At 55.5% G+C, this 14020-nt stretch carries 14 protein-coding genes and 1 riboswitch; of the genes, 9 read left to right on the top strand and 5 right to left on the bottom strand.

Annotation, left to right across the window (positions count from 1 at the left end):
* Window positions 1-18: 18 nt before the first annotated feature.
* On the bottom strand, window positions 19-636 hold the full coding sequence (gene plsY / locus OGY35_RS05335) for a glycerol-3-phosphate 1-O-acyltransferase PlsY (protein WP_042324298.1): 618 nt from the start codon (window positions 634-636) through the stop codon (window positions 19-21).
* 106 nt (window positions 637-742) lie between these two features.
* On the opposite strand from plsY, the gene folB reads away from it, so the two are divergent.
* Both folB and bacA read left to right on the top strand, forming a co-directional pair.
* Window positions 743-1108: a bifunctional dihydroneopterin aldolase/7,8-dihydroneopterin epimerase gene (folB, locus tag OGY35_RS05330; protein ID WP_042324296.1), complete on the top strand. Its 366-nt coding sequence runs from the start codon at window positions 743-745 to the stop codon at window positions 1106-1108.
* Window positions 1109-1339: 231 nt separating this feature from the next.
* The gene (gene bacA, locus OGY35_RS05325; RefSeq protein ID WP_042998185.1) at window positions 1340-2161 is read left to right on the top strand and encodes an undecaprenyl-diphosphate phosphatase; all 822 of its coding nucleotides are present in this window, start codon (window positions 1340-1342) and stop codon (window positions 2159-2161) included.
* Window positions 2162-2265: 104 nt separating this feature from the next.
* On the opposite strand, the gene OGY35_RS05320 is transcribed toward bacA, so the two are convergent.
* Complete coding sequence (locus tag OGY35_RS05320) at window positions 2266-3507, bottom strand: multifunctional CCA addition/repair protein (RefSeq protein WP_286631605.1); 1242 nt, start codon at window positions 3505-3507, stop codon at window positions 2266-2268.
* A gap of 65 nt (window positions 3508-3572) precedes the next feature.
* Window positions 3573-4193, bottom strand: a complete 621-nt coding sequence (locus OGY35_RS05315; protein WP_152406062.1) for a TIGR04211 family SH3 domain-containing protein — start codon at window positions 4191-4193, stop codon at window positions 3573-3575.
* 241 nt (window positions 4194-4434) lie between these two features.
* On the opposite strand from OGY35_RS05315, the gene OGY35_RS05310 reads away from it, so the two are divergent.
* From OGY35_RS05310 to glgS, 4 genes are all read left to right on the top strand, one after another.
* Entirely contained in the window at window positions 4435-5736 is a 1302-nt protein-coding gene (locus OGY35_RS05310; RefSeq protein ID WP_286631604.1) for a CYTH domain-containing protein, read from the top strand.
* Window positions 5737-5845: 109 nt separating this feature from the next.
* Entirely contained in the window at window positions 5846-8683 is a 2838-nt protein-coding gene (gene glnE / locus OGY35_RS05305) for a bifunctional [glutamate--ammonia ligase]-adenylyl-L-tyrosine phosphorylase/[glutamate--ammonia-ligase] adenylyltransferase (RefSeq protein ID WP_286631603.1), read from the top strand.
* Window positions 8684-8734: 51 nt separating this feature from the next.
* Entirely contained in the window at window positions 8735-10168 is a 1434-nt protein-coding gene (gene hldE / locus OGY35_RS05300; RefSeq protein ID WP_152406059.1) for a bifunctional D-glycero-beta-D-manno-heptose-7-phosphate kinase/D-glycero-beta-D-manno-heptose 1-phosphate adenylyltransferase HldE, read from the top strand.
* A gap of 164 nt (window positions 10169-10332) precedes the next feature.
* A complete protein-coding gene (glgS, locus tag OGY35_RS05295) occupies window positions 10333-10539 on the top strand; it encodes a cell surface composition regulator GlgS (protein ID WP_080343280.1) in 207 nt (68 codons plus the stop codon).
* A gap of 33 nt (window positions 10540-10572) precedes the next feature.
* Here glgS and ubiK read toward each other — a convergent pair whose 3' ends face one another.
* Window positions 10573-10869 carry a ubiquinone biosynthesis accessory factor UbiK gene (ubiK, locus tag OGY35_RS05290; RefSeq protein WP_152406058.1) on the bottom strand — a complete coding sequence of 99 codons (297 nt, stop codon included), beginning with the start codon at window positions 10867-10869 and terminating at the stop codon, window positions 10573-10575.
* 132 nt (window positions 10870-11001) lie between these two features.
* Window positions 11002-11151, top strand: a riboswitch (FMN riboswitch).
* A 105-nt stretch (window positions 11152-11256) separates the two neighbouring features.
* Here ubiK and ribB point away from each other — a divergent pair.
* A complete protein-coding gene (ribB, locus tag OGY35_RS05285) occupies window positions 11257-11910 on the top strand; it encodes a 3,4-dihydroxy-2-butanone-4-phosphate synthase (RefSeq protein WP_046496857.1) in 654 nt (217 codons plus the stop codon).
* A gap of 212 nt (window positions 11911-12122) precedes the next feature.
* Entirely contained in the window at window positions 12123-12299 is a 177-nt protein-coding gene (locus OGY35_RS05280) for a hypothetical protein (protein WP_178824522.1), read from the top strand.
* Window positions 12300-12318: 19 nt separating this feature from the next.
* Here the strand turns inward: OGY35_RS05280 and zupT are convergent, their stop codons facing one another.
* Window positions 12319-13092, bottom strand: a complete 774-nt coding sequence (zupT, locus tag OGY35_RS05275; RefSeq protein WP_152406057.1) for a zinc transporter ZupT — start codon at window positions 13090-13092, stop codon at window positions 12319-12321.
* A 132-nt stretch (window positions 13093-13224) separates the two neighbouring features.
* Between zupT and ygiD the strand changes: the two genes are divergently transcribed.
* A complete protein-coding gene (gene ygiD, locus OGY35_RS05270; RefSeq protein ID WP_286631602.1) occupies window positions 13225-14013 on the top strand; it encodes a 4,5-DOPA-extradiol-dioxygenase in 789 nt (262 codons plus the stop codon).
* The last annotated feature ends 7 nt before the right edge of the window (window positions 14014-14020 follow it).

Here is a 14020-nt window from a genome sequence, read left to right as displayed (position 1 = left end):
GCCATTTTCCGGCCAACCTTACTCGGGATCTTTCTCGCGTCTCTTGCGCAGTTTGGTCCAGATTTTTGTCTCCTGGCGGCGCCACAGACGCTGGATGTTGTCATGATGACGCAGCAAAATCAGGCACGACAGCATGGAGACCGGGAAGGTGAACTGCGGTTTGAACCACCAGACATAAAACGGTGCAATCAGCGCGCTGACAATTGCCCCCAGCGATGAATAGCCGCTCAACAGAACGGTGAGCAACCAGGTGCCCGCCATCACGCCGGTGAGATCCCAACCGATAGGTGCGATAGCGCCAAAGGCCGTCGCCACGCCTTTCCCACCTTTGAAACCGAAGAATACTGGCCAGATATGCCCCAGACAGGCGGCGATAGCGATAAGGCCCAGCCAGAACGGGCTGACGCCCAGCGCATACGCGCCCCAGACGGGCAACATCCCTTTCAGGACATCGAAAATCAGGACCGCTACGGCTGCTCCCTTGCCACCGATTCGTAACACGTTGGTCGCGCCAGGGTTACCGGATCCGCTGCTACGCGGGTCGGGCAAGCCAGCAATGCGGCAGACCAGAATGGCACTGGAAATGGAGCCGCAGAGGTACGCGAAGAGGATCATTCCAGGCGCGATTGCACTCATAAGCTGTTCCGTTTTGAAAATGTCGTGTAAAACGCTACTTCTGTGGATAATACGCATATTTCGCCGGAAGTGGTATCCGGGTTAGCCAAAAAGCAGGCAGGTCGTGATGGATATTGTATTTATAGAGCAACTTTCGGTAATCACCACTATTGGTGTTTACGACTGGGAACAGACGATTGAACAGAAACTGGTGTTCGATATCGAAATGGCGTGGGATAACCGAAAATCAGCAAAAAGTGACGACGTCGCCGACTGCCTGAGCTATGCGGATATCGCCGAGACGATCGTTAGCCATGTTGAAGGTGGGCGTTTTGCGCTGGTGGAACGTGTTGCCGAAGAGGTGGCCGAGCTACTGCTTACGCGCTTTAACTCGCCGTGGGTGCGCATCAAGCTGAGTAAGCCAGGCGCGGTGGCGCGCGCGGCCAATGTGGGCGTAATCATTGAGCGTAGCAATAATCTGAAAGAAAAATAATTATCTTCATATTTGTTAAACCAAACGGATATAAAAGAGTCCTATACCCGTCATACATCAAGTTGCATGTGCGTTGGCTGCTGAGTTACTCGTCTCATCCTGAGACTCGCCCCTTCGGGGCCAGCGCTAGCGCTGTTCAAAGCCCTTTGGGCTTTGTCCCGCAACTCGAATTATTTAGGTATAAAACGCGATCTTTTTGTGCAGTAGATTTTTCTATTTAGGGGTTTATTGATGAGCGATATGCACTCGCTGCTGATTGCGGCAATTTTGGGTGTGGTCGAAGGATTGACGGAGTTTTTGCCAGTTTCCAGTACCGGGCACATGATCATTGTGGGCCATCTGTTGGGATTTGAGGGCGACACGGCAAAGACGTTTGAGGTGGTGATCCAGTTGGGATCCATTCTTGCGGTGGTGGTGATGTTCTGGCGGCGTCTGTTTGGCCTGATCGGCATTCACTTTGGTCGTCCGCTACAGCGTGAAGGGGAAAGTAAAGGTCGTTTAACGCTGATCCACATTCTGCTGGGGATGATCCCGGCCGTGGTGCTGGGACTGGTCTTCCACGATACGATCAAATCGCTGTTTAACCCGGTGAATGTGATGTATGCGCTGGTGGTGGGCGGTTTACTGCTGATCGCCGCAGAGTGTCTGAAGCCGAAAGAACCGCGCGCGCCGGGTCTGGATGATATGACTTACCGTCAGGCATTCATGATTGGCTGCTTCCAGTGTCTGGCGCTGTGGCCGGGGTTCTCCCGCTCCGGGGCGACCATTTCCGGCGGGATGCTGATGGGCGTGAGCCGTTACGCGGCGTCTGAGTTTTCATTCCTGCTGGCAGTACCGATGATGATGGGCGCCACCGCATTGGATCTCTATAAAAGCTGGTCGTTCCTGACGGCGGCCGATATCCCAATGTTTGCCGTCGGTTTTGTCACCGCCTTCGTGGTCGCACTGGTTGCCATCAAGACCTTCCTGCAACTGATTAAGCGGATCTCGTTCATTCCATTTGCTATCTACCGCTTTATCGTCGCCGCGGCGGTTTACGTAGTGTTCTTCTGACAGATTTCTCATGCCGGATGACGGTGTAAACGCCTTATCCGGCCGACGCGTTGAGATGCGATACCGTAGGCCGGATAAGCGCATCGCCATCCGGCATTCACGCCTTAACTGACCGCCTTCGGGAAACGGGTCTCTTTCCAGTGGGCCAGCGCCGCAATCCGACGTCGGGTCAGCTCTTCACGAATCTCAATGCCTTTAAATCCGGCCTCGACAACGTCTTTGGTGGGGACAGACTGCGCGACTTCCCACGCTTCGCGCAGTAAACGTCCCTGCGGATAATCCGCGGCTTCAAATCCCGTCCGTCCGCGTACGTCGGCTTCGCTGGTGAGCGCAATCTGTTCCACGCGCTGCGGTTTACGCCAGGCGTCGATCGAATCAAACAGCTTCACGATGGTTTTAGGTTGCAGTATCGGGAAGGTGTGGATGAGATCGTGGAACTCCGCCACCAGTTTGGCTAAATCACGAATTTCATTCGGTACGCGCAGGCGCTGGCACAACTGCTCGACCAGCCTGACGCCCGCCGGGCCGTGTCCGTGGTGACGCGGCCAGAGCTCCGGCGGCGTCAGACCTTTACCGAGGTCGTGACACAGCGTAGCGAAACGCACGTCAACCGCTGGGCTGAGCAGCGCCGCCATCGACAGCGTCATCAGAGTATGAATTCCGGTATCGATTTCCGGATGCCACTTCTCCGGGGCCGGGACGCCAAACAGCGCATCGACTTCCGGGAACAACACACGCAGCGCGCCGCAGTCGCGTAAGACCTGGAAATAGACCTGTGGGTTGCGCGTGGTTAACGCGTTTTCGGTCTCTTTCCAGACGCGTTCTGCCGTCAGATGCTCCAGCTCACCGGCGTGCGTCATTTCGCGCATCAGCGCCATGGTTTCGTCAGCAATACGGAAGCTAAGATGTGCATAGCGAGCGGCAAAGCGCGCCACGCGCAGTACGCGCAGCGGATCTTCACTAAAGGCGGGTGAGACATGGCGCAACAGGCGTTTATCCAGATCGCGACGTCCCTGATAGGGATCGACAATCTGGCCGTCATCATCTTGCGCCAGGGCGTTAATCGTCAGGTCACGTCGCTGGAGGTCGTCTTCCAGTGTGACGTCGGGTGCGGCATAACAGGTGAATCCGGTATACCCCGAGCCGGACTTACGCTCGGTACGCGCAAGGGCATACTCTTCGTGGGTTTGCGGATGGAGAAAAACAGGAAAATCGCGACCTACCTGCTGGTAGCCCGCGTCGAGCATTTGTTGCGGTGTGGCGCCAACCACCACCCAATCTTTATCTTTAACCGGTAGCCCTAACAGCGTATCCCGAACCGCACCACCGACCAGATAAATCTTCACGCCACACCACCTCTCCAGGGAAATACAATCCCTTAATCATATGACAGTGCGGCGGAGAAGGCGATTTAGTTCATCCAGCGGTCTTTGCGTTTCCGGCTTGGGATCATGTGCGGCAGGATCAAACCAAGAAGCAGGCCGAGTCCCAGCACGCCGCCGCCATACATAAACCACTGCATGATGATGGTACGTTGCTTATCATCAAGCTGCAGATTTGCGGCGCTGACCTTCTTCTGCGCCACAATCAGCTCGTTCTTCAGCTTCTGGTTCTCTTCTTTCAGCCCGTTGATCACGCTGTCGCTCTGCGACACCTTCTGCTGCATGTCAGCCGTGCGTTGATTCCAGGTGGTGTCGATATTGTTGAGCTTATCGGTCAGCGTTTTGACCTGATTTTCCAGATCCGGCACGCGGGTGCGCAGGCTTGGCGTACTGTTCAGCTCTTTCATTGGGATCCAGGCTGTCCGCCCGGTGCTGTCTTTGACCTGCGCGTAGTTCGTGCTGGCGTCAGTTTGTAACAGTATGACTTCTTCGCCCGCATTGACCGTGCCGACGAGGCGATAATTATCCCCCGGACCACTGCGGACCCAGGTGTTCAGTTCATCAGAGACATAGCGCTTTTCTTCGGCGTGTGACACGGCAGTAGCGCTAAGTGCGAGTAACATAAATCCAATCAGGCGTAATTTTGGCATCAGGCTGTCGTTATTGTCATAGAAAGTGGAACGATAGTAGTGGTATCAGTGTCTCTACGCAAAGCATTCGACATCAATCGGAATCATCTGTGTCCGCTTTACCGCTACTTCAAAACTTTTACGCCCGTCAAATTGCCCGTTGCATGGCAATTTGGCGCAAAATACTATCTACTGACAAAAAAGATCACCGTAAGTTCGTCGTGATTCTCTCTTATGTGACATAACCGGTAAGTACAAGGCCATGGCTCAGGAAATTGAATTAAAATTTATCGTTAATCACGAGGCAGTGAACGCGCTGCGTGACCATCTGAATACGCTCGGAGGCGAGCATCATGCGCCCAGCCCATTGTTGAATATTTACTATGAGACCGAGGATAAGTGGCTGCGCGGTCACGACATGGGGCTGCGTATTCGTGGGGAGAAGGGGCGCTACGAGATGACCATGAAAATTGCCGGGCGAGTGACCGGCGGTTTACACCAGCGACCGGAATACAATGTCCCTCTGAACGAACCTGCGCTGGATTTAACGCAATTTCCGCCGCAAGTGTGGCCAAACGGTGAGCTACCTGTCGATCTCGTCTCCCGCGTGCAGCCGCTGTTCAGCACCGATTTTGAACGTGAAAAATGGCTGCTGACGGTGGATGGCAGCCAGATTGAAATTGCCCTCGATTTAGGCGAAGTGAAAGCGGGTGAACTGGCTGAGCCGATTTGCGAGCTGGAGCTTGAACTACTGAGCGGCGACACCCGAGCGGTGCTGAAGCTGGCAAATCAGCTGGTGAGCCAGACGGGCCTGCGCCAGGGTAGCCTGAGTAAAGCGGCGCGCGGTTATCATCTGGCGCAGGGGAATCCCCCACGCGAGAGTAAACCGACAGCGGTGCTGAAAGTGCCCGCGAAAGCCAGCGTGGAACACGGGCTGGAAGCCTCTCTGGAGCTGGCGCTGGCACAATGGCAGTACCATGAAGAACTCTGGGTTCGCGGCAATAAGGCGGCGAAGGCGGACGTGTTGGCCGCGATGGGTCTGGTTCGTCACACCCTGATGCTATTTGGCGGTATGGTTCCGCGTAAAGCGAGCGCTCACTTACGTGATCTGTTAACCCAGTCGGAAGCTACTATCGCGTCGGCCGTTTCTGCTGTGACGGCGGTTTACACCACCGAAACGGCAATGGCGAAACTGGCGCTAACCGAGTGGCTGGTGACCAAAGCCTGGCAGCCGTTTCTGGACGCAAAGGCGCAGGCTAAAATGGCGGACTCTTTCAAGCGCTTTGCGGATATCCATCTTTCGCGTACCGCCGCTGAGCTGAAAAGCGTATTTGGGCAACCGCTGGGCGACCAGTATCGCGATCAGTTGCCGCGTTTACGCCGCGATATTGATACCGTTTTGCTGCTGGCGGGGTATTACGACGCGGCGGTGGTTCAGGCCTGGCTTGAGAACTGGCAAGGATTGCTTCACGCGATTGCCACCGGTCAACATATTGAAATTGAACATTTCCGCAATGAGGCGAACAACCAGGAACCGTTCTGGCTGCACAGCGGAAAACGATAACTGGAGTGCCTGATGGCGCTGCGCTTATCAGGCCTACGGATCGACATGTTTTGTAGGCCGGATAAGGCAAAATGCCGCTATCCGGCATCATTCAAAGGATACCCCTTAAATGAAGCCGCTTTCTTCCCCGTTACAGCAGTACTGGCCGACCGTTGTCGAGCGGCTGCCAGCGTCCTTACCTGAGACTGAGCTTAGCGCTCAGGCGAAGTCAGTACTTACATTGAGTGATTTTGTGCAGGATGGTGTGATTGCGCATCCACACTGGCTGGCGGAGCTGGAAAGCGCCCCGCCGCAGGCCGATGAATGGCAACGGTATGGCGAATGGTTACAGGTGGCGCTGGCAACGGTGAACGATGAAGCGGCGTTGATGCATGTACTGCGTCTGTTTCGCCGCCGTGTGATGGTGCGCATTGCCTGGGCACAGGCGCTGTCGCTGGTGGATGATACCGACATTCTGCAACAGCTAAGCCATCTTGCCGAAACGCTGATTGTCAGTGCGCGCGACTGGCTGTACGACGCTTGCTGTCGCGAATGGGGAACGCCATGCAGTCAGGAAGGCATCCCGCAACCGCTGCTGATATTAGGCATGGGCAAACTGGGCGGTGGCGAGCTGAATTTTTCCTCGGATATCGATCTGATCTTTGCCTGGCCAGAGCACGGCTCCACCCAGGGCGGACGCCGAGAACTGGATAACGCGCAGTTTTTTACCCGCATGGGGCAGCGGCTGATCAAGGTGCTGGATCAGCCCACCCAGGATGGCTTTGTCTATCGGGTAGATATGCGGCTGCGTCCGTTTGGCGACAGCGGTCCGCTGGTGTTGAGCTTTGCGGCGCTGGAAGATTACTACCAGGAACAGGGGCGCGACTGGGAACGCTACGCGATGGTCAAGGCGCGGATTATGGGCGATACCGATGGGCGCTATGTCGAGGAACTGCGCGCTATGCTGCGCCCGTTCGTCTTCCGTCGCTACATCGACTTCAGCGTGATTCAGTCGCTGCGCAATATGAAGGGGATGATTGCACGTGAAGTCCGTCGCCGGGGGTTGAAAGATAACATCAAGCTCGGCGCGGGCGGCATTCGCGAAATCGAGTTTATCGTGCAGGTGTTCCAGTTGATTCGCGGCGGGCGCGAGCCGTCGCTGCAATCCCGTTCACTGCTGCCGACTTTAAGCGCGATCGCCGCACTGCATTTGCTGTCGGAGAACGATGCTGAGCAACTGCGACAGGCCTATCTCTTCCTGCGTCGTCTGGAAAACCTGCTGCAAAGCATTAACGATGAACAAACCCAGACGCTGCCGGGCGATGAACTTAACCGGGCGCGACTGGCCTGGGGAATGAATGCTGATGACTGGCAGCAACTGACCGAAACGCTTGAGGGGCATATGGCGAACGTCCGCCGCGTGTTTAACGAGCTGATCGGCGATGACGAAACCGAAACGCAGGAAGACGCGCTCTCGGAACAGTGGCGCGAGCTGTGGCAGGACGCCTTGCAGGAGGATGATACGCCACCGGTGCTGTCGCATCTCACGGATGACGATCGTATGCGCGTGCTGGCGTTGATTGCCGATTTTCGTAAAGAGCTGGATAAACGCACCATTGGTCCACGTGGGCGTCAGGTGCTCGACCACCTGATGCCGCACCTGCTTAGCGATGTCTGCACGCGCCAGGATGCTTCCCTCCCGCTGTCGCGCATTACGCCGCTGCTGGTGGGGATTGTCACCCGCACCACCTATCTCGAGTTGCTGAGTGAATTCCCCGGCGCACTGAAGCATCTGATTTCGCTCTGCGCGGCGTCGCCGATGGTCGCCAGCCAACTTGCGCGTTATCCGCTGCTGCTCGATGAACTACTCGACCCGAATACGCTCTATCAGCCAACGGCAACCGACGCTTATCGCGACGAGCTGCGCCAGTATTTACTGCGCGTCCCGGAGGATGACGAAGAGCAACAGTTGGAAGCGTTGCGTCAGTTCAAGCAAACGCAACTGTTGCGTATTGCCGCCGCGGATATCGCCGGTACGCTGCCGGTGATGAAAGTCAGCGATCACCTGACCTGGCTGGCGGAAGCGATGATTGATGCCGTTGTGCAGCAGGCGTGGCTGCAAATGGTGTCGCGCTACGGGCAACCGACGCATCTTGCCGAGCGGGAAGGGCGCGGCTTTGCGGTGGTGGGCTACGGCAAACTGGGCGGCTGGGAGCTGGGCTACAGCTCCGATCTCGATTTGATCTTCCTGCATGACTGCCCCATTGACGTGATGACCGACGGCGAGCGCGAAATTGACGGACGGCAGTTCTACCTGCGGCTGGCGCAGCGCATTATGCACCTCTTCAGTACCCGCACCTCTTCAGGCATCCTGTATGAAGTCGATGCCCGACTGCGGCCGTCAGGGGCGGCGGGGATGCTGGTGACCTCCGCCGAATCCTTTGCGGATTATCAGAAGAATGAGGCCTGGACGTGGGAGCATCAGGCGCTGGTGCGCGCACGTGTTGTTTATGGCGACCCGCAACTGACCTCGCAGTTTGACACGGTGCGCCGCGATATCATGACGCTGCCTCGCGACGGCAAAACGTTGCAGACCGAGGTGCGTGAGATGCGCGAAAAAATGCGCGCACATCTGGGCAATAAGCATCGCGATCGCTTTGATATTAAAGCCGATGAAGGCGGTATTACGGATATCGAATTTATCACGCAATATCTGGTGCTACGTTATGCCCATGACAAACCCAAACTCACCCGCTGGTCGGATAATGTGCGCATTCTGGAGCTGTTAGCGCAAAACGACATCATGGACGAGCAGGAGGCGATGGCATTGACCCACGCCTATACCACGCTGCGCGATGAACTGCATCATCTGGCTTTACAGGAACAGCCGGGCCATGTGGCGCAAACGTGTTTTGAGGCGGAACGTTCACTGGTACGGGCAAGCTGGCAGAAGTGGCTGGTTGCCTGACGAAGTGTGCTATTATCGCGCGCAAAATTTTGAATCTCTCAGGAGACAGGAATGAAAGTAACGCTGCCAGAGTTTGAACGTGCAGGAGTCTTGGTTGTCGGTGATGTGATGCTGGATCGCTACTGGTACGGTCCCACCAGCCGTATTTCACCCGAAGCGCCGGTACCGGTGGTGAAAGTGGATACCATCGAAGAACGTCCGGGCGGTGCGGCGAACGTGGCGATGAACATTGCCTCTCTGGGAGCGAATTCGCGTCTGGTCGGACTGACCGGTATCGACGATGCCGCGCGTGCGCTCAGCAAAACGCTGGCGGACGTGAACGTGAAATGCGACTTCGTTTCTGTGCCGACCCATCCGACCATCACCAAACTGCGTGTGCTTTCGCGTAACCAGCAACTGATTCGCCTGGATTTCGAAGAAGGCTTCGAAGGCGTGGATCCGCAGCCGCTGCATGAGCGCATCAATCAGGCACTCAGCTCAATTGGGGCGCTGGTGCTGTCTGACTACGCGAAAGGCGCACTGGCCAGCGTACAGCAGATGATTGCCCTGGCGCGTAAAGCCGGTGTGCCGGTGCTGATCGACCCGAAAGGGACCGATTTTGCGCGTTATCGCGGTGCGACGCTGCTGACGCCTAACTTGTCTGAATTCGAGGCGGTTGCGGGAAAATGCAAAAGCGAAGAAGAGATTGTTGAACGCGGCATGAAGCTGATTGCCGATTTCGAACTTTCCGCTTTGCTGGTCACCCGTTCTGAGCAGGGAATGACGCTGCTGCAACCGGGGAAAGCCCCGCTGCATATGCCAACGCAGGCGCAGGAAGTGTATGACGTGACCGGTGCGGGCGACACCGTCATTGGCGTGCTGGCGGCGACGCTGGCGGCGGGCAATTCGCTGGAAGAAGCCTGCTTCTTTGCCAATGCGGCGGCGGGGGTGGTGGTTGGCAAACTGGGAACGTCCACCGTTTCGCCTATCGAACTGGAAAACGCGGTGCGTGGTCGTGCGGAAACCGGCTTTGGCGTGATGACCGAAGAAGAACTGAAACAGGCCGTTGCCAGCGCGCGTAAGCGCGGTGAGAAAGTGGTGATGACTAACGGGGTGTTTGACATTCTGCACGCAGGCCACGTCTCCTATCTCGCAAACGCGCGTAAGCTGGGCGATCGGTTAATCGTCGCGGTCAATAGCGATGCCTCGACGAAACGCCTGAAAGGGGAAACGCGTCCGGTGAATCCGCTTGAGCAGCGGATGATCGTGCTGGGCGCGCTGGAAGCCGTTGACTGGGTGGTCTCTTTTGAAGAAGACACGCCGCAACGCCTGATCGCGGGCGTATTGCCGGATCTGCTGGTCAAAGGCGGTGACTATAAGCCGGAAGACATTGCGGGCAGTAAAGAGGTGTGGGCCAACGGCGGTGAAGTGCTGGTGCTCAACTTTGAAGACGGTTGCTCAACCACCAATATCATCAAGAAAATCCAGAAAGACAGCGATAAATAATGGCTGAAGGTGATGTCTGGAAATCGGTCATCACCTGTGTTCCTAAAGTGTGAACTCAGGCAACTGATTTGCGCACAATATGTACAAACCTGCTACGCGTCCCGGTAAATACTGGTATCAGAAAAAAGCATATGACCTTAACAGAGATTCACCGACTGGAGGATATGCTAATGAACAACAGTGTTTATTCGATGAACAATTTCGATTTCCTGGCGCGGAGTTTTGCCAGAATGCAGGCTGAAGGTCGCCCTGTTGATATCCAGGCCGTTACCGGCAATATGGATGAGGAGCACCGCAGCTGGTTTTGCAAACGCTACGCGCACTACTGCCAGCAGGCCATGAACGCCAGAAAGTTAGAAGTGGAACATTGATATGTCAACGGGCCTTGCGGCCCGTTGCTGTTTTTACGCTTGCGGTTCTACCGGCGGGATGGCGGGCGCAGGTTTGACTTCTTCAGTGGTCTGACGCGCTTCCAGCTCACTCAAACGTTGCTCCAGCAGCGCCAGCTTTTCACGGGTGCGTAACAGCACCTGAGTCTGAACATCAAACTCTTCTCGGCTCACCAGATCGAGACGCGTCAGCTGAGATTGCAGCGCTTGACGGATCTTCTTCTCGACATCGTCCCCGAACTCCCGGATCCCTTTTGGCATCGATTCGTGAACCTGGCGAGCAATCTGCTCAATTTTTTTCGGGTCAATCATAGTGGTTTCCCTGAACTGGTAAGTGTTACCGCCCATTGTAGTGCGATCTGCGTGAGGCATAAACCAGAATTGTGTGATGTTAATGCGGGTAAAGGCGTTGATGAAGGTAATCAATAGCGTTATAGTTAACCCGCTTATTCTCAGGGCGGGGCGAAATTCCCCACCGGCGGTAAATCAACTCAGGTTGAAAGCCCGCGAGCGCTTTTCACCACGGTGAAAAGGTCAGCAGATCCGGTGTAATTCCGGGGCCGACGGTTAGAGTCCGGATGGGAGAGAGTAACGATCCAGTCGGGCATGGACCCGCTCACGTTATTTTTTTGCCGCTTGTCGGTACTCCTAAGACTGCCCTGATTCTGGTAACCATAATTTTAGTGAGGTTTTTTTACCATGAATCAGACGCTACTTTCCTCTTTTGGTACGCCTTTTGAACGTGTCGAACACGCTCTGTCTGCGCTGCGCGAAGGCCGCGGTGTGATGGTGCTGGACGACGAAGATCGTGAAAACGAAGGCGATATGATTTTCCCGGCAGAGACCATGACCGTTGAGCAGATGGCGCTGACCATCCGTCACGGTAGCGGTATTGTGTGCCTGTGCATCACCGAAGATCGTCGTAAACAACTCGATCTGCCGATGATGGTGGAAAATAACACCAGCGCTTATGGCACCGGTTTTACCGTGACCATTGAAGCAGCGACAGGTGTCACGACCGGCGTTTCGGCGGCCGATCGCGTGACCACCGTTCGCGCGGCAATTGCCGATGGCGCAAAACCTTCCGATCTGAACCGTCCGGGACACGTCTTCCCGCTGCGCGCTCAGCCGGGCGGCGTATTGACTCGCGGTGGCCACACCGAAGCGACCATCGATCTGGTGACGCTGGCTGGCTACAAACCTGCAGGTGTACTGTGTGAACTGACCAATGATGATGGCAGCATGGCGCGCGCGCCAGAATGCATCGAATTTGCGGGCAAACACAATATGGCTGTAGTGACGATCGAAGACCTGGTGGCTTACCGTCAGGCGCACGAACGCAAAGCCAGTTAATTCAGCCTTGCCGGATAGCGGTGCAAGCACCTTATCCGGCAAATTCCGCTTTTTCAAACATCCTGCCGGTTAATAAACATCCAATCTTTTTCTCTATGATCGAAATCATCTTTTCGATTTCATACTGTGCCAGTATATAATCCTACCTACTAATAGGTATGTTAAATTTTAACGCTAAATATTTGTTAATGTTAAATTTAAAGGGTAAAAGGATGTTTATCGCCTGGTACTGGATTGTCTTAATTGTTCTGGTGGTCGTGGGGTATTTTTGCCACATGAAGCGCTACTGTAAAGCGTTTCGGCAGGATCGCGATGCGCTTCTGGAAATCCGCAATAAATTACTGCGTCATGATGATGAAAAACGCGTTATGACGAAAGAGCAGGAATAATCGCTTCCTGCCCTCTCCGTTACCCGATCCCCATCGCCTGAAGTACGACCAGACTCAGCCCCATGACTGACATTCCACACAGAACGCCATAGCTGGGGTTGTTATTGGGGTCGATCTCTTTTGCCAGCGGCATCAGTTCATCCACCGACAACGCAACCATGATGCCCGCGACGGCGGCCATTATGGCGGCCATGACGACGGGTGATACCAGGTTACCAAGAATCAGCCATGCCAGCACGCCGCCCAGTATTTCCGCCATCCCGGAAATGCCCGCCCAGAAAATAGCGGTGCGTTTAGAACCGGTGGCTGCATAGACTGGCCCGGCGACGGCCAGACCTTCCGGGATATTATGCAGGGCAACCGCCAGCGCGATGCCGAATCCCAACTCCAGGTTGCTGCTTGCGGTCACGTAGGTGGCAATCCCTTCCGGGAAGTTGTGTAAACTGATCCCGAGCGTGAGCAGAATGGCCGTGCGTTTGATCGAGCCCGGAATTGGCTGCGTCCTTTTTTGCACCAGATCCTGCGGGTGAGCGTGCGGAAGAAGACGATCCAGCCCAAAGTAACCCAGCAAGCCGATGATAAACATGCCGTAGCCCAGAACCGGTGGCATTCCCTTTGTACCCAGCGCGGCGGGCAGCATCTCCATTAAGGAGATCAGCAACATGATCCCGGCGGCAAACCCGAGTGAAAACGCCAGCAGGCGATTGGAGGGTTTTTGCCCCAGTACGCCAAGAAACGCGCCAATAAACGTGGCGGCCCCCGCCAGTAAGGTCAGAATTAAAGGTACTGACATCAATGACTCCTTATACATCTCACTGACCTTCAAAATAACTGATGATGATCATCATGGTTATCAGAGTTCTTCATTCACCGAAAGAGGGTATGGTAAGACCATCAAAATGACTCCCTGAGTAAGGATATCATCATGTCTTCAATTCGTATGCCAGCATTGTTTTTGGGACACGGCAGCCCGATGAACGTTCTGGAAGATAACCTGTATACCCGTGCCTGGCAGCGGCTTGGGGAGACATTGCCGCGTCCAAAAGCGATTGTGGTGGTGTCTGCTCACTGGTACACCCGTGGTACTGGCGTCACTGCAATGGAAGCGCCAAAGACCATTCATGATTTTGGCGGTTTCCCGCAGGCCTTGTACGACACGCATTACCCGGCGCCTGGCTCCCCTGAGCTGGCGCAGCAGCTGGTTGATTTGCTTTCCCCGGTACCGGTCGCGCTCGACAAAGAGGCCTGGGGGTTTGACCACGGTTCCTGGGGCGTGTTGATCAAGATGTACCCGGATGCTGATATTCCGATGGTGCAGTTGAGCATCGACAGCACCAAACCGGCGGCCTGGCATTTTGAGATTGGACGCAAACTGGCGACGCTGCGTGATGAAGGCATCATGCTGGTGGCCAGTGGTAACGTAGTGCATAACCTGCGTACGGCGCGCTGGCACGGCGATAATACTCCGTATCCGTGGGCAACCTCGTTCAATGATTTTGTCAAAGCGAACCTGAGCTGGCAAGGACCGGTTGCGCAGCATCCACTGGTGAATTACCTCGATCACGAAGGCGGTTCACTGTCAAACCCGACGCCGGATCACTATCTGCCGCTACTGTATACGCTTGGCGCGTGGGATGGCAAAGAGCCGGTGACGATCCCCGTTGATGGTATAGAGATGGGCAGCCTGAGTATGCTGTCGGTACAGATAGGATAGCAATGCA

This window comes from Citrobacter sp. Ct235, assembly GCF_030332305.1.
Lineage (GTDB): Bacteria > Pseudomonadota > Gammaproteobacteria > Enterobacterales > Enterobacteriaceae > Citrobacter_A > Citrobacter_A telavivensis.
This window is presented reverse-complemented; position numbering and strand designations above follow the sequence as displayed.

Excerpts from the sequence above, each read along its gene's own strand:
- plsY (WP_042324298.1), bottom strand. The coding sequence starts at position 636 with ATGAGTGCAATCGCGCCTGGAATGATCCTCTTCGCGTACCTCTGCGGC.
- folB (WP_042324296.1), top strand. The coding sequence starts at position 743 with ATGGATATTGTATTTATAGAGCAACTTTCGGTAATCACCACTATTGGT.
- bacA (WP_042998185.1), top strand. The coding sequence starts at position 1,340 with ATGAGCGATATGCACTCGCTGCTGATTGCGGCAATTTTGGGTGTGGTC.
- OGY35_RS05315 (WP_152406062.1), bottom strand. The coding sequence starts at position 4,193 with ATGCCAAAATTACGCCTGATTGGATTTATGTTACTCGCACTTAGCGCT.
- OGY35_RS05310 (WP_286631604.1), top strand. The coding sequence starts at position 4,435 with ATGGCTCAGGAAATTGAATTAAAATTTATCGTTAATCACGAGGCAGTG.
- glnE (WP_286631603.1), top strand. The coding sequence starts at position 5,846 with ATGAAGCCGCTTTCTTCCCCGTTACAGCAGTACTGGCCGACCGTTGTC.
- hldE (WP_152406059.1), top strand. The coding sequence starts at position 8,735 with ATGAAAGTAACGCTGCCAGAGTTTGAACGTGCAGGAGTCTTGGTTGTC.
- glgS (WP_080343280.1), top strand. The coding sequence starts at position 10,333 with ATGCTAATGAACAACAGTGTTTATTCGATGAACAATTTCGATTTCCTG.
- ubiK (WP_152406058.1), bottom strand. The coding sequence starts at position 10,869 with ATGATTGACCCGAAAAAAATTGAGCAGATTGCTCGCCAGGTTCACGAA.
- ribB (WP_046496857.1), top strand. The coding sequence starts at position 11,257 with ATGAATCAGACGCTACTTTCCTCTTTTGGTACGCCTTTTGAACGTGTC.
- OGY35_RS05280 (WP_178824522.1), top strand. The coding sequence starts at position 12,123 with ATGTTTATCGCCTGGTACTGGATTGTCTTAATTGTTCTGGTGGTCGTG.
- zupT (WP_152406057.1), bottom strand. The coding sequence starts at position 13,092 with ATGTCAGTACCTTTAATTCTGACCTTACTGGCGGGGGCCGCCACGTTT.
- ygiD (WP_286631602.1), top strand. The coding sequence starts at position 13,225 with ATGTCTTCAATTCGTATGCCAGCATTGTTTTTGGGACACGGCAGCCCG.